Annotated in this window: 16 protein-coding genes; 3 read left to right on the forward strand and 13 right to left on the reverse strand. The window is 58.7% G+C overall.

Translation table 11 applies throughout. The features are described 5' to 3' along the window. The first annotated feature begins 160 nt into the window (after positions 1–160). The 3 genes from SB719_RS08055 (at position 161) to cho (ending at position 3,268) form a co-directional block, all read left to right on the forward strand. Positions 161–1,351, forward strand: a complete 1,191-nt coding sequence (locus SB719_RS08055; RefSeq protein ID WP_313065885.1) for a multidrug effflux MFS transporter — start codon at positions 161–163, stop codon at positions 1,349–1,351. Between the two features lie 117 nt (positions 1,352–1,468). After that, positions 1,469–2,296 carry an ammonia-dependent NAD(+) synthetase gene (gene nadE, locus SB719_RS08060; protein ID WP_065649499.1) on the forward strand — a complete coding sequence of 276 codons (828 nt, stop codon included), beginning with the start codon at positions 1,469–1,471 and terminating at the stop codon, positions 2,294–2,296. Positions 2,297–2,407: 111 nt separating this feature from the next. Next, positions 2,408–3,268: an excinuclease Cho gene (gene cho / locus SB719_RS08065; protein WP_065649500.1), complete on the forward strand. Its 861-nt coding sequence runs from the start codon at positions 2,408–2,410 to the stop codon at positions 3,266–3,268. 80 nt (positions 3,269–3,348) lie between these two features. Here cho and spy read toward each other — a convergent pair whose 3' ends face one another. The 13 genes from spy to SB719_RS08130 all read right to left on the reverse strand — a co-directional run bounded on the left by spy (position 3,349) and on the right by SB719_RS08130 (position 18,750). Beyond that, the gene (gene spy, locus SB719_RS08070) at positions 3,349–3,840 is read right to left on the reverse strand and encodes an ATP-independent periplasmic protein-refolding chaperone Spy (protein WP_065649501.1); all 492 of its coding nucleotides are present in this window, start codon (positions 3,838–3,840) and stop codon (positions 3,349–3,351) included. Between the two features lie 309 nt (positions 3,841–4,149). Beyond that, on the reverse strand, positions 4,150–5,139 hold the full coding sequence (gene astE / locus SB719_RS08075; protein WP_412159121.1) for a succinylglutamate desuccinylase: 990 nt from the start codon (positions 5,137–5,139) through the stop codon (positions 4,150–4,152). Between the two features lie 26 nt (positions 5,140–5,165). Beyond that, positions 5,166–6,494, reverse strand: a complete 1,329-nt coding sequence (astB, locus tag SB719_RS08080) for an N-succinylarginine dihydrolase (protein ID WP_304232711.1) — start codon at positions 6,492–6,494, stop codon at positions 5,166–5,168. Next, the gene (astD, locus tag SB719_RS08085) at positions 6,481–7,959 is read right to left on the reverse strand and encodes a succinylglutamate-semialdehyde dehydrogenase (protein WP_412159122.1); all 1,479 of its coding nucleotides are present in this window, start codon (positions 7,957–7,959) and stop codon (positions 6,481–6,483) included. Before astD ends, astB begins: the two co-directional genes overlap by 14 nt. After that, positions 7,956–8,987 (reverse strand): arginine N-succinyltransferase, encoded by a 1,032-nt coding sequence (gene astA, locus SB719_RS08090; RefSeq protein WP_304232706.1) that lies wholly within the window; start codon positions 8,985–8,987, stop codon positions 7,956–7,958. The genes astD and astA overlap by 4 nt, the downstream gene beginning before the upstream one ends. After that, entirely contained in the window at positions 8,984–10,204 is a 1,221-nt protein-coding gene (locus SB719_RS08095) for an aspartate aminotransferase family protein (protein ID WP_304232703.1), read from the reverse strand. The genes astA and SB719_RS08095 overlap by 4 nt, the downstream gene beginning before the upstream one ends. A 371-nt stretch (positions 10,205–10,575) precedes the next feature. Beyond that, positions 10,576–11,997, reverse strand: a complete 1,422-nt coding sequence (locus tag SB719_RS08100) for a YchO/YchP family invasin (RefSeq protein WP_065650481.1) — start codon at positions 11,995–11,997, stop codon at positions 10,576–10,578. Positions 11,998–12,168: 171 nt separating this feature from the next. After that, positions 12,169–12,810: a protein phosphatase CheZ gene (gene cheZ, locus SB719_RS08105; RefSeq protein ID WP_065649507.1), complete on the reverse strand. Its 642-nt coding sequence runs from the start codon at positions 12,808–12,810 to the stop codon at positions 12,169–12,171. Positions 12,811–12,819: 9 nt separating this feature from the next. After that, entirely contained in the window at positions 12,820–13,209 is a 390-nt protein-coding gene (gene cheY / locus SB719_RS08110; protein ID WP_039384013.1) for a chemotaxis response regulator CheY, read from the reverse strand. 39 nt (positions 13,210–13,248) lie between these two features. Further along, the gene (locus SB719_RS08115) at positions 13,249–14,298 is read right to left on the reverse strand and encodes a protein-glutamate methylesterase/protein-glutamine glutaminase (protein ID WP_065649508.1); all 1,050 of its coding nucleotides are present in this window, start codon (positions 14,296–14,298) and stop codon (positions 13,249–13,251) included. Next, positions 14,295–15,170: a protein-glutamate O-methyltransferase CheR gene (gene cheR, locus SB719_RS08120; protein WP_065649509.1), complete on the reverse strand. Its 876-nt coding sequence runs from the start codon at positions 15,168–15,170 to the stop codon at positions 14,295–14,297. The genes SB719_RS08115 and cheR overlap by 4 nt, the downstream gene beginning before the upstream one ends. A gap of 103 nt (positions 15,171–15,273) precedes the next feature. Further along, entirely contained in the window at positions 15,274–16,953 is a 1,680-nt protein-coding gene (locus SB719_RS08125; protein WP_304232693.1) for a methyl-accepting chemotaxis protein, read from the reverse strand. A gap of 117 nt (positions 16,954–17,070) precedes the next feature. Beyond that, the gene (locus tag SB719_RS08130) at positions 17,071–18,750 is read right to left on the reverse strand and encodes a methyl-accepting chemotaxis protein (protein ID WP_304232690.1); all 1,680 of its coding nucleotides are present in this window, start codon (positions 18,748–18,750) and stop codon (positions 17,071–17,073) included. Positions 18,751–18,868 lie beyond the last annotated feature (118 nt).

Below are 18,868 nucleotides of genomic sequence, written 5' to 3' on the forward strand. Positions count from 1 at the left end.
TCCATGTCCGAATAAGCCTGGAACACAAATTCAGATTTATCAACCTGGTGGCTACGTTTTAGATGCGCTTATCGGGATCTCTCTGGCGTAAAAAAGCTGTGCGGCTGCGCCCTGCTCCGTATAATCGCGCGGTTAACTTTTTACCCGGCTCAGAGGCCCCATGACATCTGCACACCCTAACCGGCTGGTTTACGCCATCACGCTCGGACTGCTCGCGGCGCTCGGACCGCTCTGTATCGATCTTTACCTGCCTGCGCTGCCTGAACTGGCGCGCGATCTGCAAACGCAGACCTCGACGGCTCAGCTTAGCCTGACCGCCGGCCTGCTGGGGCTGGGGGCGGGACAGCTGTTATTCGGACCCATGAGCGATAAATTTGGCCGCATCCGGCCCCTGCTGCTGTCACTGCTGCTGCTGTTTATTGCCTCTGTGGGCTGTGCGCTGGCAAAAGATATTCATTCGCTACTGATTGCCCGTCTGTTTGAGGGGCTGGCCGGCGCTGGCGGTGCCGTGCTGTCACGGGCCATTGCCCGTGATATGTACAGCGGACACGAGCTGACGCGCTTTTTTGCACTGCTGATGCTGGTGAACGGCCTTGCACCGGTGGGTGCGCCAGTGCTGGGCGGCGCGCTGATGACGATCATGAGCTGGCGCGGTATTTTCATCGTGCTGGCGGCGATTGCTATTTTGCTGATTCTGCTGGCGCGCTGGCAGCTGCATGAGACGCTGCCGGCCGCGCGCCGTAGCCAGGGTTCTCTTTTTTCTGCCTGGGCGGCACTGGGCCAGGTCGTCACGCACCGCCCCTTTATGGGCTTTTGTCTGACGCAGGGCTTTATGATGTCGGGCATGTTTGCCTATATCGGCGCCTCGCCGTTTGTGCTGCAGCAGATCTACGGCCTGTCGCCGCAGGCGTTCAGCCTCTGCTTTGCCGCCAACGGTTTTGGCCTGATTATCGCTTCACAAACCAGCGCGCGTCTCTGCCCGCTCTGGGGCGAATATCGGGTGCTTAAGGGCGGGCTGACGCTGGCGTTTGTGGCCTCTGCTACGCTGCTGACAGCCGCACTGAGCGGAGCCGCGCTGCCGGTTATCCTGGTCGCGCTGTTTTTCTCTATCGCCAGTAATGGTGTGATAGCAACCACCGCCGCATCGCTGGCAATGCAGAGTCAGGGACATCGCGCCGGCAGTGCTTCTGCGGTCATCGGCGTGACGATGTTTACGCTGGGCGCCATTAGCGTGCCGGTCAGCGGGGTGGGCGGGACCTCGGTTATCAGCATGAGCGCCACGATATTTGGCTGCTTTATGCTGGCGATCCTGATGTTTACCCTGCTGGCACAGCGTCCGAAAAGCGCCTGATTCAGCAGCAAACCGTCTGCACTCGCCGCCGTTTGGCTTGTTGTTTTGCGGCCGAGGCGTTAGCTTTAGCTGATGTTACGCATCATGCCGTCAGGCTTCCGACTTAAGGAGAGGTTCATGTCACTGCAGCAGGAAATCATTCAGGCCCTTGGTGTTAAACCCGCTATCGATCCGCAGCAGGAGATCCGCGTCAGCGTCGATTTTCTGAAAGCCTATCTGAAAGCGCATCCTTTTCTGAAAACGCTGATTCTGGGCATCAGCGGCGGGCAGGATTCAACGCTGGTCGGGAAGCTGGCGCAGACCGCGGTCAGCGAGCTGCGTCATGAGACCGGCGATAAAGAGTACGCCTTTATTGCCGTGCGCCTGCCGTACGGTAAACAGGCCGATGAGCAGGATTGTCAGGATGCTCTGGCATTTATTCAGCCTGACCGTACTCTGGTGGTTAATATCAAAGAGGCGGTACTGGCCAGCGAGCGCGCACTGCAGGAAGCGGGTATTGCGCTGTCAGATTTTGTACGCGGTAACGAAAAAGCGCGCGAGCGCATGAAGGCGCAGTACAGCATTGCCGGAATGACCAAAGGCATCGTGCTGGGCACCGATCACGCGGCGGAAGCGGTCACCGGCTTTTATACCAAATATGGCGACGGCGGCAGCGATGTAAACCCGATCTTCCGCCTTAACAAAGGCCAGGGTAAACAGCTGCTGAAAGCGCTGGGTTGCCCGGAACATCTCTGGATGAAACACCCGACGGCCGATTTGGAAGACGATCGTCCCGGCCTGCAGGATGAAGTGGCGCTTGGCGTCACCTATCAGCAGATCGATGATTATCTGGAAGGAAAAACCATTGATGCCGGGGCTGCGAAAACCATTGAGGGCTGGTACACCAAAACCGAGCATAAACGCCGTTTGCCGGTTACTGTTTTTGACGACTACTGGAAAAAGTAACCTCTCCCTGCGGCTCTCCCTCTGCGGAGAGAGAGTCGCGCCCCGCTTGCCACTGGCGATAAAAACAGCACGCTGATACACTGTATACAAAACCAGTAAGCGGAGCATTCTTTGGTCAGACGAGCAACCAGCCATCGCCTCGACTTTGACGCGGCGGCAATCTATCAATATCCCGAACACCTGCGCCAGTGGCTTGAAGGGCTGCCTAAAGTGCCCGGCGTCTACACCTTTCACGGCGAGAGCGAAAACCTGCCGCTTTATATCGGCAAAAGCATTAATTTGCGCAGCCGGGTTATGGCGCATTTTCGCACCACGGATGAAGCGAGCATGCTGCGTCAGGCGCGGCGCGTAAGCTGGATCCCTACCGCCGGCGATATTGGTGCACAGCTGCTGGAAGCGCAGATGATCAAAACGCAGCAACCGCTGTTCAATAAGCGCCTGCGTAAAAATCGTCAGCTCTGCTCACTCCAGCTGGGCGAAGGCGCGCCGGAAGTGGTTTATGCAAAAGATGTCGATTTCTCACGTTCGCCCGATCTTTACGGGCTGTTTCGCAGCCGTTTCGCCGCGCTGGAGAAGCTCAAAAGCATGGCAGACGATCTGCAGCTCTGTCACGGCCTGCTCGGGCTGGAGAGCCTGCGGCCGGGGCGCGGCTGCTTTCGCGCAGCGCTGAAGCGCTGTGCCGGTGCCTGCTGCGGAAAAGAGAGCGTGGAAGCGCATCAGCAGCGGCTCCGTGAGGGCCTGGAACGCTTTCGCGTGGTGTGCTGGCCGTGGGAAGGCCCGGTTGGCATGGTGGAGCGCGGTGCTGAGATGACGCAAATCCATGTAATCGATCACTGGTTCTGGCTGGGGTCTGTGGCTACTGAAGCGGAAGCGCGCCAGCTGCAGCGCGCGCGCCAGGGATTTGATCACGACGGCTATAAAATACTCTGCCGTCCGCTGCTTTCCGGCGAGTTCCCGCTGATAGAGCTGTAAAAAAACCGCCGACGCTGTTCAGGGCGGTACTCTGTCCTGAACAGCGCCGGCGGTCTTAATCCGGATCGGTTACGGTGTGTTTACTCACCGTCAGCAGGCGGTGGTGGCATTTTACCATCGTGTGGCGCTTTTTCCGTCAGGCGCGTTTCGAAATTGGCGTTGTACTGCTTTTTCTGTTCCGGCGTCAGTACGTTGTAGATTTTGTTCTGCGTTTCCATCATGCGTACCGCATTCTCTTTAGCATTCGCGGTCATCTTCTCAGCCTGTGCTTCAGCTTTGCTGCGATCAAAACTGTCGGCGGCAATAATAGCATGGTTCGCGCGGCGCGCTTCCGGCGACGGACGCTGCATCTCTTTATGACCATCCTGCATGATGGTGCGGATCTGCGTTTTCTGCGCATCGGTCAGCGTGATGCCTTTAAACATCTCCATACCGTGATGGCGCATTGGCTTATGCATCGGCTTTTCACTTCCGGCCGGCGGTGGCGTCAGGTTATCGGCCGCAGCGTGGACGATATTGGCGGCACCCAGTGCCATTGCGGTAGCCAGAAAAACAGAAGTCAGTTTACGCATAATATTGTCCTTTCTTGTCAGTTATATGACGACAGCCTGTGTCGCGTCTTCGGAAACAAGCATACGACGCTGAACGTCAACTACTCAGAACCTGAGTAAAGCCCTGAAAGCATAGAAGACAGATATCGTGCGATCGTGGAGAGATTGCGAAGAATTACGTGAGAAAATGCAAAAGAGTATGACAATAGCGGGGAAATGGCAGGAATTAAGGAGGAGTGTAATGAGTTTGCCCGCAGCGGGAAAGCAAAATATTAAACGCTGCATATCAGCGGGCTGACGCCACCCACGCGTCAGCCACGCCTCAGCCGTTTACTGCGCCGGCAGCTGTGCGTTCTCTTCCGTCAGCATCAGCCCGGCCCGCAGGCCCGGCGCCACCTGCGGATTGGGAAAGAGCATATATTCCCGCGCCTGCTGTACGTAATAGCGCGTATCGCCCTCTTCTGCCAGCAGCGTTCCCTGCGGGAAAGCGGTGAAATTCAGCGTGTCTGCGCTCATATGCAGCGTGAATCCCTCCCCCTGACGGGTGATCTGTTGTGAGACGTGATAGCGCCGCGGTTGTCTGAGCGGTTGCGGCCACGTTTCGCCTTCAAGCAGTGCAGCGAGTGCCTGCTGCACCGCGCTGAACTGCGACAGGTCATTGTCACCAAACGGCCGCGCCTTACCCAGTTCGAGCGTCGAGCTCGCCGCATGATGATGCTCGCAGCTGTAGTGGGTAAAGGTGCCGCCTGGCGCACGATGAAAAACCAGTGCCTCCAGATCAGCGGCGGCCAGCCATTGCATAAACGTATCCGGCCACGGCCGTTCGCTCGCGGGCATAACGGCAAAGCGCGGATAATAAGAACCGCGGATGGCGGTATGCAGATCAAGATGCCAGCGCGACGTCTGCCTGTGACAGCTTCGCCAGAAGCGCTCCATGACCTGTTCCAGCTGCAGGGCGCGCTGCGCTTCACTGGTTTCACTGACCCTCTGCCAGCGGCCACCAAACAGCCGGTTGAGATCGTACTGCTGATAGCGACGGCCGCTGCGCAGCGCCGCCGGATTACCCAGTATCACCAGCAGCCGCACTGCCAGCGGCTTCTCTCCGCTCAGCAGCGGCGCCAGCAGCTGCTCCACTATTTCCACCGGCGCCGTTTCATTACCGTGGATCCCTGCTGACAGCACCAGTGCCCGATCGCAGTGCGTCAGCGGCGTCAGCGAGAGGATCCCTTCCGCCTGCCACTGCCAGCGCAGATACGCGGTCTCTCCCTGCGTAACGGCAGGCGGCGTGCCCGCCAGCGTCTGTTGTAAAAAACTGCGCATGCTTTCTCCTTTATCCTGCCTGAACGTCAGCGCTGAAAGGCGTAGACGCTGCCCAGCTTCAGCAGCTGCGTCAGCGCATCCAGAGCGTCACGTCCCTCCTGCAGCAGCGCCGGATCGGCCAAATCTGCCTGCGTGAGATGGTCGCGATAGTGGCGCCCGGCCCACTGGCTGAGCTGCGTAAACAGCTGCTCGTTCATCATGACTGCCGGATTGACCGCCCGCTGTTCTTCCGCCGTCAGTACTACCCGCAGACGCAGGCAGGCTGGCCCGCCGCCGTTGCACATGCTTTCGCGCAGATCAAACACCGTGAGTTCCCGAATCGGTCCGCCGCTCTCTGCCAGCTCCGTCAGATAAGCCCAGACACCCGGATGCTGTCGTGACTCTTCGGGCAAAACCAGCCGCATACCGCCATCGGGGTGCTGCAGCAGCTGGCTGTTGAACAGATAGGTCGCCACCGCATCGCTGACGGATACGCGCGCGCGCGGCACCACGATGGCAGTAAAACCCGGCACCCGCTCTGCCAGCTGTTTCAGCAACGCAGGCTGATTGACAAAAGCGTCCTCATGGCAGAACAGCACCTGCTGATTACTGACGGCAATCACATCGTTGTGGAAGACACCCTGATCGATCACCGCCGGGTTCTGCTGCGCGAAGATCGTTCGCGCCTCATCAAGCTGATGCAGACGCGCAACGGCCCTGCTCGCTTCCAGCGTCTGGCGTGCCGGATAGCGTTCAGGCGTAATGCCGGCGTGCTGTCCCTCGCGTCCATAGACAAACAGCTGCACGCCGGCGTCGCCGTAGCGCGCCGCGAAGCGATTGTGATTCGCGGCCCCTTCGTCACCAAACACTGCCACCTGCGGCAGCGCGTCATGCACGCAGAAACGCTGCGGGTCGCGGAAAATTGCCCGCAGCAGGTCAGCCGTTTCCGGCGCTTCAATGGCGCGGTGAAACGTATTATTCAGATTGGCAACGGTAAAGTGAACGCGTCCGTCACCGCTGTCTGCCGACGGCGAGACGGTTGCCGCGTTGGCAACCCACATTGCCGAAGCGGAGCTGGCGGCAGAGAGCAGCTGCGGTGCCTGCTGTGCAGCGCGCGCCAGCACCTGGGCATCACTGCCGTGAAAACCGAGCTGGCGCAGCAGCGGCAGATTAGGCCGCTCGTGCGGCGGGATCACCCCCTGCAGATAACCAAGATCGGCCAGCGCTTTCATTTTGCGCAGCCCCTGCAGCACCGCCAGCCTGGGATTAGAAGGCCGCAGCTGATTGCGGGTTGACGCCTCATTACCAAACGACAGGCCCGCGTAGTGGTGCGTCAGACCAACCAGCCCATCAAAATTCACTTCAGCTGCGTTCATCGCGTGCTCCCTGAGCAGAGAAGTCAAGACCCGGTGAGAGCGTGTCGGGCAGAGCCAGACTGCTGCTCTCAAGGGTTGCCATCGGCCACGCGCAATAGTCCGCGGCATACCATGCGCTGGCGCGGTGGTTGCCGGATGCGCCGATGCCGCCAAACGGCGCAGTGCTGGCCGCGCCGGTAAGCGGCTTGTTCCAGTTGACGATACCGGCACGCGCTTCCAGCAGCAGCTGATCAAACTGCGCGCGCTGCGGTGAGATCAGACCGCATGAGAGGCCATAGCGTGTGGCGTTAGCCAGCGTAATCGCCTCACTGTAGTCGTCATAACGGATGATTTGCAGCAGCGGTCCGAACACCTCTTCATCCGGCAGCTCGCTCACATGCGTCATATCAATGATGCCTGGGGTGATAAGCGCGCGCTGGCGATCCGGCCACTGCATATTCAGCAGCACTTCACCGCCCAGCGCCACGCGCTGCTGCCACGCCTGATAAATCTGTCCGGCAGCGGCAGGCGAAATCACGCTACCCATAAACGGCTGCGGCTCCGCATTCCACGCCGCGGGCTGCAGCCGGCTGCAGACGGCCACCAGCCGCTGCAGAAACGCGTCCCCCGCCGCGCCCCGTTTTACCAGCAGGCGACGCGCGCAGGTGCAGCGCTGCCCGGCAGAAATAAAAGCTGACTGGATAGCAATATGTACGGCGCCATCAATATCTGCCGGATCTTCGACAATCAGCGCATTATTGCCGCCCATCTCCAGCGCCAGCATCTTCTCCGGCTGGCCGGCAAACTGCCGGTGCAGGTGGTACCCCGTGGCGGCGCTGCCGGTAAACAGCACCCCGTCGATCTGCTCTGCCTGTGCCAGCGCCTGGCCGCTTTCACGTCCGCCCTGCACCATATTGAGCACGCCCGCCGGCAGCGCTGCCTGCTGCCACAGCTGCACGGTTCGTTCCGCGGTCAGCGGCGTCAGCTCGCTGGGCTTAAACACCACGCAGTTTCCCGCCAGCAGCGCGGGCACAATGTGGCCATTTGGCAGATGCCCCGGAAAATTATAGGGCCCGAACACCGCCAGTACGCCGTGCGGACGATGGCGCAGTGCGCTTTCACCCGACTGCTGTTCGCCGGTACGGGCATGATACGCTTTCACTGAAATGGCAATTTTATTGATCATCGCCTGCACTTCAGTCAGCGTCTCCCAGCGCGGTTTGCCGGTTTCCTGTGAGATGATTTCCGCCAGCTCTGTCTTATGCTGCTCCAGCAGAGCGGCAAAGGTTTCCACCCCCGCCTGGCGCGCCGTAAACGGCAGTCGCGCCCAGTGCGGAAACGCCGCGCGGGCTGCCGCACAGGCGGCGCTGACCTGAGCCACAGAGGCGGCGTTACCCTGCCAAAGCGGTTCACCTGAAACCGGATCGGCTTTCGTGAAGGCGTCACCGTCGCCGCGCAGCCACTGATTATTAATAAAGTGCGTCATGCCTGTTTCTCCTCGCGGCAGAGTGTTACAACCCGTAGCGCATCACCATATTCACAGCACAGCGCCTGACGCTGGCTCTCACTGAGACAGACGTGACCGGTGGCGATATCCACCGGCAGCAGCGTGGCGCGAAAGCGCTGATAATTGCTGTTAGCAACCAGGCAGAGCGGCCAGTGCGCCTGCGCCTCACCGACACCTGCCGGCAGCAGCGTGCTTTTACGAATCGCCCGGATACGATCAATTTCACACTCCAGCGTCGGTCCGCCATCAAAGATGTCGATATAGTTCTGATAGCGAAAACCCTCCGCCTCCAGCACCGCGCGCGCCGGAGCCGTTTTCGGGTGCACTTCACCAATGACGCGCTGCGCCGCCTCGCTGAGATAGTGAATATAGAGCGGATGTTTCGGCATCAGCTCCGCGATAAACGCTTTCTGACCGGTGCCGCTGAGAAAATCTGCCTGGCGAAACGGCATCGAGAAGAAATGGCTGCCTACGCTGTCCCAGAAAGGAGAGTGCCCGCTGTCATCGCTGACGCCGCGCATCTCTGCCACCACGTTACGCATAAAGCGATCGCGGAAGTTCGCCATAAAAAGAAAGCGTGATTTAGAGAGTAAATAGCCGTTCCTGCCGTCGCGGTAGTCGGGATCGAGAAACAGCGTACAGAGTTCGCTGCTGCCGGTATGGTCGTTACTGAGCGACAGCACCGGCAGACTGGCGTACACATTCAGCTCTCTGGAGGCGTGTACCTGCGTGCCGACCCGGAAGTTGTACCACGGCTCCTGTAACCCGACCGCCACTTCAATCGCGCAGATCCCCACGGCCCGGTTATCGTCACTGCTGGCCAGCACAAAGACGTAACCCTGTTCAGCACGCGGCAGCGCACCCTGCCAGGTCAGCAGTGAACGCTCAATACGTGCCTGCAGCGTGGCGCTGTCTTCCGGCAGCGAGGTAAGCCCGCCGCCGGTTTTGCCCGCCAGCAGGAGCAGCTGCGCCAGGTCATCATGTTCAACCGGGCGGATCACCATCATGATGTGGCTCCTCTGAGAATACGTTCACAGGCACGTTCAAAGCGGGCCAGGCCCTGCTGCACGTCTTCCTGACTGATATTAAGCGCGGGCGCAAAGCGCACTACGCTGGCACCGGCAATCAGGACCATCACACCCTCTTCGGCGGCAGTGAGATTGAACTGTTTGGCTTTTCCGGCGAAATCGTCGTTGAGTACGGCGCCAATCAGCAGCCCGAGGCCGCGGATGGTTTTAAACACCGGCAGCCGCTGGTTAATCGCCTGAAGCTGATCAACAAACCACTGATGCCGCTCGGTCACGCCAGCGAGAAAAGCGGGCTGGTTGATTAGCTCCAGCACTTTACCCGCCACCGCACCCGCCAGTGGGTTACCGCCATAGGTCGTACCGTGTGTGCCCACCCCCATCACCTGCGCCAGATCCTCACGCGTCAGCATGGCACCAATCGGGAAGCCGCCGCCCAGCGCTTTTGCGGTAGTGAGCACGTCCGGTGTAACGCCGTAGTGCATATAGGCGTAAAGCGATCCGGTACGACCCACGCCGCTCTGCACTTCATCAAAAATCAGCAGCGCCTGATGGCGATCGCACAGCTCACGCAGACCGCGCAGGAAGGCTGCATCGGCAGGCAATACGCCGCCCTCGCCCTGAATCGGTTCAACAATCACGGCACAGGTGCTGTCATTAATCAGCGCAGCGGCCGATTCCAGGTGATTAAATTGCGCATGCTGAATGGCCGGCGGCAGCGGCGCAAAGTCGCGCGAATAGGCGGGCTGTCCGCCAGCCGACACCGTAAACAGGGTACGGCCATGAAAAGCGTTGGTGAACGCCACAATGCCGCTTTTTTGATCGCCAAAGCGGTCGTGCGCCACTTTGCGCGCCAGCTTAAGCGCGGCTTCATTCGCTTCGGCGCCGGAGTTGCAGAAGAAAACGCGATCGGCAAACGTTGCGTCAATCAGCTGTTTTGCCAGCCGCAATACCGGCTCGTTGGTATAGCCATTGCCGGTATGCCACAGCTTTGCCGCCTGTTCTGTCAGCGCCTGCTGCAGCGCGGGGTGTGCATGGCCCAGCGCGTTCACGGCGATCCCGCCAGCAAAATCGATATACTCTTTGCCCTGTTGATCCCACAACCGCGATCCTTCAGCCCGTACCGGTACAAAGGCTGCTGGCGCATAGACCGGCATCATCCATTGATCAAAATCGTGACGTGTAACCTGCAGTGACATAGCCGGATCTCCTGCCTCACCCCGGGTGAAGCTATTGTTTTAAAATTGTTAAGAGTGCGTAATCAGCAGCCCGACTATAAGGTGCAGCAAGCGTGCCAGCCAGAGGGCATAATGCATAAAAGGGAGTCAACGACGAAATTTCAATAAGTTACGGCAGGCTGTTATTCACTTATTTTGCATAAAAAGTGAATATTATGGTTGCGCCGCCGCTAAGGCAGCAAATTATTTAGCGGATTTATGCATTTATGGAAGGAAATGTTGCTTTTGTGATCGCACAGCAAATATTTCGCCATAACAGGGCACGTGGCGCGCGCTGGCAGCGCAGCACGCGCTAACGTGGTGCGAAAAAGTGCCTTCGCGTACGGGTGCGCTCAGGGCGCCATGATATCGAAACTGTCACGGTTATGCGGTTCCAGGGCGACCGGCGGCTGCAGCTGGAGATCGATCCAGTTTGAGGTGACCCGCTGCTGTTTACTGTCTTCAACCGTCACCGACAGACGATAGTGATTCGTTGCGCCTGGCGAACTGTCCCAGGCGGGCATAATAATGCTCCAGCCCTGCGGATCGTCAGGCCGGGTACCCGGCGTCAGACTCAGCGCCTGCGTGTCGCCCTGCCAGCTTACTTTACGTACCGGATTCGCGCTGCGGATCTGCACTTTCAGCGGCAGACTCTCACCAGGATTCAGCTGCCACGGCGGCGTGGCGAGAAAAACAGAGAAGGTTTTTCGCTGGCGAAAAGCCAGCACCGGCGTCGAGCTGCGCGTCACCGTATCATAGCGGCTGCCGCGCAGCGAACGGGTGGCGGCAACGTTATCCGGGCTGAGCTGCTGACTGAGCGCCACGCCGAACCGGTAGTTAAGATGCAGCCCGAGCTGATCCTGACTCTCCCCTTCGCTGCTGGTTTTGTGGCTGGCGGAAACGGTAACCAGCGGCACCGGCGTATAGGAGAGACCCAGCGTCAGCGCAGAGGGATTGTGATACGTGTTGCCGGAGTTAAACAGATCAACATTGTTGCCCAGATACTGCTGCCAGCTGACCGAAACGCCCAGCTGACGATAAAACGGCAGATAGCCGCGCGTGGTGACATCATAGCCGCGCGCCAGCCGCTGCTGCTGAAACGGATTGCGGTTGCGCCAGCCTGAAAGCGGCGTGTAGTAGTTAGCGGAAAAGCGCAAAAAGTCAGACCAGGCTTCAGTACCTACCGACGCACGCTGCAGTCCGCTGTCGAACATACGATCCACAAATCCGTTATAACCGAGCAGCCAGTTACCCGCCACCCAGCGCTGTCCCAGGCCGGCATTACCTATTATCCCGTCATCGGTCTGATGAACACCCAGCTCGCTGAAGGTCAGGTAGTTATAGCGATCGGCCCACGGCGTCAGCAGTGACGCACCGCTGCCGCTGAAGTTGCCTTCCATGTCGACATTAAGATCGATCTGCGCCTGCCCGTAAGGCGACAGCAGCAGCTGGCCTTCATCAGCCACCCGGGTCGCGACCTCATCGCGAAAGTGATTAAAGGCCCAGATCCCGGCCTGCTGCCCCAGTGAAGTATCACTGTCGCCGTTCTGGCTTGCTTCGCCAATACTCTTCGCGATGGTCGCCAGCTTTTTACTGAACACGTCGGTATCAGCGTTATAGCCCAGCGCCGGCAGGTTATCGGCGATTTGCCGGAAATGAGCAGGATCGGTAAAGGGGGCATCAGTGACGCGGGTAGCGGTCGTCAGCGCCAGCGCAGGCAGCGCTACGCCAGTCAGGCAGAATGGCAGAAGTGTGCGGATAAGCAGTGGCAACATAAAATCAGTTATCGTTTCGGTAATAAAGTAGATGGCGATCACAAAACGGCAGATCTAACCTTATCACACTCTGCTGATTCTGCTGGCTATTTAGGAGGATTCACGGAAAGCGGTGCAGGCGTATGGCAGAGCAGTGCAGAGACAGACCGGGTGCCTATCTCTGCGCTGCGGTTAAAAACCTAAGCTGTCCAGCAGGTCATCAACCTGATCCTGACTGGAGACCACGCCAGGGGCGTTTGCGTGGATCTGTGGGCCGTTCAGCAGGCTGGTGGCATCTTTACGCGCCGTTGCGTTTGCTTCCGGCATGTTCTCCAGCAGCACCATCAGCAGCTGCCGTTCAATTTCCTGGATAACATCCATCATGCGCTTGATCACCTGACCCGTCAGGTCCTGAAAATCCTGCGCCATCATGATATCCAGCAGCTGCTTGTTGGTGAATGACGTGTGCTGCGGCACCTCAGCGAGAAACTCACGCGTATCCGAAACCAACTCGCGCGCATCAGCAAGCTCGATCGGGTTTTCAAACCACGCATCCCAGCGCCCTTTTAACTGGGTGGCGCCCGCTTCCATCTTATCCTGATGCGGCTGTGACGCTTCCACACTGTTCAGCGCGCGTTCTGCTGCCTGCGCCGTCATCTGTACTACGTAATCCAGACGATCGCGGGCATCCGGGATCGCTTCTGCGGCTTCGGCAATCGCCTGATCCAGCCCGAGTTCACGCAGGCTGTCGCGCAGCATACGCGTCAGCGAGCCAATTCGGGCAATAATGTCGTGTGCCGAGGCTTCTTCGGTTGATTTCGGAAGGTCGCTCATCACATCTCCTTACATGCCCAGTTTTTCAAAAATTTTACCCAGCTTCTCTTCCAGCGTGGCAGCGGTGAACGGTTTCACCACATAGCCGCTGGCGCCAGCCTGAGCGGCGGCAATAATGTTCTCTTTCTTCGCTTCTGCCGTGACCATCAGCACCGGCAGCTTGCTCAGCGTAGCGTCGGCGCGAATGGTCTGCAGCAGTTGCAGACCATCCATGTTTGGCATATTCCAGTCAGAAACCACGAAGTCGAAGCCGCCTGCGCGCAGTTTATTCAGCGCATCAACGCCATCCTCGGCCTCTTCAACATTATTAAAACCCAGCTCTTTCAGCAGGTTGCGGACGATGCGACGCATGGTGTTAAAGTCGTCCACTACCAAAAAGCGCATATTTTTATCAGCCATATCTACTCCTGTGTTGTCTCGTCCGGCAGGACGGGCTCGTTAAATTCGCAATGCCTGTCCGGCGCTAATTTTTGCCAGCATATGCTGGCTGATGTGGCCCAGATCGACCACTTCGCTGGCGCCGCCCATCGCTATCGCTTCGCGCGGCATGCCAAATACCACGCAGCTGGCTTCATCCTGCGCGATGGTCCAGGCGCCTGCGCGATGCATTTCCAGCATCCCGGCCGCGCCGTCATTTCCCATCCCGGTCAGAATGACGCCCACTGCATTTCGTCCTGCATTGACGGCCACCGAGCGAAACAGCACATCTACGGAAGGTTTGTGCCGGTTAACCGGCGGGCCATCATTAAGTTTTACAACGTAGTTCGCCCCGCTACGCCCCAGCTCCATATGCATTGCGCCGGGCGCAATATAGGCGTGGCCTGGCAGAATACGTTCACCATCCTCCGCCTCTTTCACGGTGATCTGGCAGAGCTTGTTCAGCCGTTCGGCAAACGAGCGGGTAAAGCCCGGCGGCATATGCTGCGTGATCAGCAGCGCCGGACTGGTCGCCGGCAGCGGCTGCAGTACATGACGGATCGCTTCCGTACCGCCGGTGGAAGAGCCGATTGCAATCAGCTTTTCACTGCTGAGCAGCGGACCGGCTTTCAGCGTGACCGGCGCCGGCGACACGGTGCGCGTATGCAGCTTCGCCCGCGCCGCGCCGCGGATTTTGTCAGCGATCATCTGGCTGTAAGCCAGCATACCCTCGCGGATCCCCAGCTGCGGTTTCGTGACAAAATCCACCGCCCCCAGCTCCAGCGCGCGCAGCGTCACTTCCGAGCCCTTACCGGTGAGCGAGGAGACCATCACTACCGGCATCGGCCGCAGACGCATCAGCTTTTCCAGAAAATCGAGGCCATCCATACGCGGCATCTCGACATCCAGCGTCAGCACCTGCGGGTTGTACTGTTTGATCAAATCCCGCGCCACCAGCGGGTCCGGTGCCGTCGCGACCATCTCCATATCGGGATGGCTATTGATGATTTCCGTCATCAGCTGACGCATCAGCGCCGAGTCATCCACGCACATCACGGTGATTTTGCTCATCGTCTTTCCTTAGTCAGCCCATACACGGTCTGCCCGCGCAGCCAGAACTCTTTGCTGATCTGGCTGAAGTTTTCCGAATGCCCGGCAAACAGCACTCCACCCGGCTTCAGCAGCGGAACAAAGCGGCGCAGGATTTTTTCCTGAGTCTCTTTATCGAAATAGATCATTACGTTGCGGCAAAAAATAGCGTCAAACGGTCCGGGCAGTGCCCACTCATTGGCCAGCAGATTCAGCTGCGAGTAGTGCACCATGCCTGCCAGCTCGGAACGTACGCGCACCATGCCTTCATGCGGGCCGGTGCCGCGCAGAAAGAAGCGCTGCAGCTGTGACTGCGACAGCGTACGCAGCTCCTCCTGGCGATAGACGCCCGCCACCGCTTTTTCCAGCACCTGTGTATCGATGTCGCTGGCATGAACCTGAAATTTTCCCGGTCCGGTGCCCAGCGTTTCCGCCAGCGTCATCGCGATTGAATAAGGCTCTTCTCCGGTTGATGCGGCAGTACTCCAGACGCTGTAGCTTCCGCTGCGCTTCCGGGCATGTTCTGCCAGAATCGGGAAGTGATGCGCTTCGCGAAAAAACGAGGTCAGGTTAGTGGTCAGCGCATTGATAAACGCCTGCCATTCAGCGCTGTTTGGATCCTGCTCAAGCAGCGCCAGATAGCGGCCAAAATCGTCGATATTCAGCGTCCGCAGCCGCCGGACCAGGCGGTTGTAGACCATCTCACGTTTATGATCGGCCAGTACAATACCCGCACGCTGATAGATCAGCTGGCTGATACGACGAAAGTGCGTATCGGAGAGCGGCAGACGCTGTACCATCTGTGCAAGCAGCGTGGTCGGCTCATTTTGATCCAGGAACGTCGATTTCTTCATCTCGGGCCATCCGGCAACAAACTGTTAAGTGATTATTCTCTGATTGCTACGCTGCTGCCGGTACTTACCGGGTTAGCGGGCCGCCAGAAGCGGCCCGGCTGCGTTAAAAGGTTTCCCAGTTATCATCAGCGCCGCGTGCGCCAGGAGCGGGTGCCAGCGCTTTTTGTACAACCGGCGGTACCTTTTTCAACGCTGTAGATACGTTAACGGCCTGCGCGACAAATTCTTTACCAATATTGAACACAGCAACGGATTGTTTCAGGCGGCTGGCCTGCTCTTCCAGCGCCGCGGCGGCCGTCGCAGACTCTTCAACCAGCGCGGCGTTCTGCTGCGTGACCCGGTCCATTTCCGTCACGGCCACGCCAACCTGATCGATACCTTTGCTCTGCTCATCCGAAGCAGACGCGATTTCACCCATGATGTCGGTCACACGCGTAACGGCGCTGACGATCTCACTCATGGTTTCACCTGCGCTCTCCACCAGCACGGAGCCGGTATTAACGCGGCTGACAGAATCTTCGATCAGCGCTTTGATCTCTTTAGCCGCCTGAGCACTGCGCTGTGCCAGACTGCGCACCTCACCCGCAACCACCGCAAATCCGCGGCCCTGCTCACCGGCGCGGGCCGCTTCTACCGCAGCGTTCAGCGCCAGAATATTGGTCTGGAAGGCGATCCCATCAATAACGCTGGTGATATCCGCAATTTTCTTTGAACTGCCGGCGATATCTTTCATGGTGCTCACCACGCCATCGACCACTTTGCCCCCCTGCTGCGCGGTCTCTGAGGCGTTAAGCGCCAGCTGCGATGCCTGACGGGCATTGTCTGCGTTCAGCTTCACCGTGGCAGTAAGCTGCTCCATGCTGGCAGCCGTCTGCTCCAGCGAAGCCGCCTGCTGTTCGGTACGTGAAGAGAGATCGTTATTACCCATCGCGATTTCACTCGCGCCGGTATAGATAGCGTCAGACCCATCGCGTACGGTACGCACCGTGCGCGCCAGCTCCTGCTGCATCTCGGCCAGCGAACGGAGCAGATCGCCCACTTCGTTACGCACGCTGACTTCAACACTCTGCGTTAAATCACCCCGTGCGATGTGACGGATATGTTCAATGCTCTGTTTCAGCGGCCGGATCAGTGCTGAGCGCATACCGCTCCAGACCAGCGTGATAACCAGCAGCGTCACCAGCAGGGTGCCCGCTACCAGCATGATGGCGTGACGATACGCGCGCTCATTGGCATCAATACCCTGTTGCGCCAGTCCCAGGTTGGTACTGAGCCAGGCGTTGTAATCCTTTTCAAATTTGTCCTGCAGACTCTGAGTCGGCTGATCGACAAAGCCTTTAAAGTTGCCTGACCCCAGGAATACCACCAGCTCAGCCAGCGCATCGCGATAGGCTTTATAGTTGGCCTGCAGCGCCAGTACATTCTGCGCACTCTTTCCCTGCTCCGAGAGGCTGGCATTAAAATCGGCAAAGCCCGCATCGGCGGTTTGCAGCTCATCATTGGCGAGCGCAACCAGCTCTTTCACCGTGGCACCCGATCCCGCCATCTGGCTATCCTGCAGATAGCGAATACCGGCGCGGTTCAGCGTATTACGCGCCTGCACCAGCGATACCCAGGAGGTGCCCATGGCGCGCTGCAGGGTACTGAGGCGCTGGTTATAGGCAAAATTATCTTTATCGGCTTTTACCGTTGAGAAGAACATCCCACCGGAAAAAAGCTGCAGCAGCGCAAACAGCGCCAGCACGCAAAGCAGGCCGGAAACAACACGAATACGACTAAACATAAACACCTCATTGGTTGGCGAATCGCTGTAGTTATCGGCGCACCAGAGGCAATCTTTACAGGAGGGTAATAGCGGAAGTGGCCCTCTTCCTTTCAGCAGGAAGAGAGCCGGTTACTGTCAGAACGTTTCCCAGTTCGCATCGCCCGCGGTAGCGCTGGCGGTGGCAGTTTTACGCGCCGGGCTGCGCAGCGGCTGCGACTGCCTGGTTTCTGTCAGACGCTGGGCGGCCGGGGCTGCAGTACGCGGGATATGAAACACGGCGACTGACTGACTCAGGCGACTCGCCTGCGCTTCCAGCGACGCGGCGGCGGCGGCTGACTCCTCGACCAGGGCGGCGTTCTGCTGTGTCACCCGATCCATTTCAGTCACCGCGTGGCCCACCTGATCGATACCGCGACTCTGTTCATCTGACGCAGAGGCGATCTCGCCCATGATATCGGTGACGCGCGTGACGGCGCCGACGATATCGCTCATGGTGTCACCGGCGGTCCCGACCAGCTGCGAACCGGCATTAACCCGCGTGACCGACTCTTCAATCAGCCCTTTGATCTCTTTCGCCGCCTGGGCGCTGCGCTGTGCCAGACTGCGCACCTCACCCGCCACCACAGCAAAGCCGCGTCCCTGCTCACCGGCGCGTGCCGCTTCGACGGCGGCGTTGAGTGCCAGAATATTGGTCTGGAACGCAATACCATCAATAACGCTGATAATGTCGGCAATCTTTTTCGAACTGCCGGCAATATCGCTCATGGTACGTACCACGCCTTCCACCACGTCACCCCCTTTACGGGCCGTGTCAGAGGCGCTCAGCGCCAGCTGCGACGCCTGACGGGCATTTTCAGCGTTCTGTTTTACCGTGGCGGTAAGCTGTTCCATGCTGGCAGCTGTCTGTTCCAGTGAGGCTGCCTGCTCCTCAGTACGGGCAGACAGGTCATTGTTACCGGCGGAGATTTCGCTGGCACCGGTGAAGATCGCATCAGAGCCATCGCGCACATCGCTGACGGTACGCACCAGTGACTGCTGCATCTCATGCAGACTGGCCGCCAGCTGGCTCATCTCATTGCGTCCTTCCACCTGAATCGGCTGGGTCAGGTCGCCGGAGGCGATATGACGGATATGCCCCAGCAGCGCGTGCAGCGGACGGATCAGCACCACCCGCAGGCCAAACCAGCAGCCGGCGATCACTGCAATGACCACCACCATCACAGCGGCCAGCAGCCACATCATGGTGGTAAAGGCGCGCTGATTCTGGACGACGCCTTTCGCCGCAAGTTCTGCCTGTGCAGTACGCCACTCTTCGTAGGTCGCTTTCATTTTGACCTGGCGCGCCTCAATATTCTGCGCAAACATGCCCTGCAGATCGTTGGCTTTCAGGCGATCGAGCATCGCTTTCAGGCCGTCGTTAAAGGCGTTGTAGTCAGACTCCAGCCGTTCGGTTAACGCCTCCGGCAGACCCGGTGTGGATGGCAGGTTGTAGTAACGCTGGTAGTGATCGGCAGCCACGCTCAGCTGCTTCTCCGTCTGAGCAATCAGCGCGTTGAGCTGTCCGCCGTTGGTTTGCGTTGCCATACTGCCCTGCATACGCAGCATGGCGCGGTTAAGCACGGTACGGGTCTGATTAAGCTCAATCCACGCATCCGACATGGCGGCAACATTATTGGTAGAAGTCTGTGCGACGGCAAAAGCTTCTTTATCTTTGTTCAGCGCTGACCAGAACAGGCCGCCCGAGAGCAGCTGCAGCGCGCCAAAAATCAGCAGCACGGCGATCAGACTGGTAACGACGTTGATACGTTTTAACATGGTGTCTCCAGGAAGAATTTTGACACCCTGTTATCGACGCCAGCCGCAATTAATTGAGGTGGTTTACGCTTCTTTGCGCCTGTGCGGCCTTAATGAAGCTTTTGAGCCTGATTAATAA

It is taken from the genome of Pantoea sp. SIMBA_079 (assembly GCF_046940275.1).
GTDB lineage: Bacteria > Pseudomonadota > Gammaproteobacteria > Enterobacterales > Enterobacteriaceae > Pantoea > Pantoea borealis.

What these genes read in the sequence shown, in the direction of transcription:
- SB719_RS08055 (WP_313065885.1), top strand. Translation starts at nt 161, where the DNA reads ATGACATCTGCACACCCTAACCGGCTGGTTTACGCCATCACGCTCGGA.
- nadE (WP_065649499.1), top strand. Translation starts at nt 1,469, where the DNA reads ATGTCACTGCAGCAGGAAATCATTCAGGCCCTTGGTGTTAAACCCGCT.
- spy (WP_065649501.1), bottom strand. Translation starts at nt 3,840, where the DNA reads ATGCGTAAACTGACTTCTGTTTTTCTGGCTACCGCAATGGCACTGGGT.
- astE (WP_412159121.1), bottom strand. Translation starts at nt 5,139, where the DNA reads ATGCGCAGTTTTTTACAACAGACGCTGGCGGGCACGCCGCCTGCCGTT.
- astB (WP_304232711.1), bottom strand. Translation starts at nt 6,494, where the DNA reads ATGAACGCAGCTGAAGTGAATTTTGATGGGCTGGTTGGTCTGACGCAC.
- astD (WP_412159122.1), bottom strand. Translation starts at nt 7,959, where the DNA reads ATGACGCACTTTATTAATAATCAGTGGCTGCGCGGCGACGGTGACGCC.
- astA (WP_304232706.1), bottom strand. Translation starts at nt 8,987, where the DNA reads ATGATGGTGATCCGCCCGGTTGAACATGATGACCTGGCGCAGCTGCTC.
- SB719_RS08095 (WP_304232703.1), bottom strand. Translation starts at nt 10,204, where the DNA reads ATGTCACTGCAGGTTACACGTCACGATTTTGATCAATGGATGATGCCG.
- SB719_RS08100 (WP_065650481.1), bottom strand. Translation starts at nt 11,997, where the DNA reads ATGTTGCCACTGCTTATCCGCACACTTCTGCCATTCTGCCTGACTGGC.
- cheZ (WP_065649507.1), bottom strand. Translation starts at nt 12,810, where the DNA reads ATGAGCGACCTTCCGAAATCAACCGAAGAAGCCTCGGCACACGACATT.
- cheY (WP_039384013.1), bottom strand. Translation starts at nt 13,209, where the DNA reads ATGGCTGATAAAAATATGCGCTTTTTGGTAGTGGACGACTTTAACACC.
- SB719_RS08115 (WP_065649508.1), bottom strand. Translation starts at nt 14,298, where the DNA reads ATGAGCAAAATCACCGTGATGTGCGTGGATGACTCGGCGCTGATGCGT.
- cheR (WP_065649509.1), bottom strand. Translation starts at nt 15,170, where the DNA reads ATGAAGAAATCGACGTTCCTGGATCAAAATGAGCCGACCACGCTGCTT.
- SB719_RS08125 (WP_304232693.1), bottom strand. Translation starts at nt 16,953, where the DNA reads ATGTTTAGTCGTATTCGTGTTGTTTCCGGCCTGCTTTGCGTGCTGGCG.
- SB719_RS08130 (WP_304232690.1), bottom strand. Translation starts at nt 18,750, where the DNA reads ATGTTAAAACGTATCAACGTCGTTACCAGTCTGATCGCCGTGCTGCTG.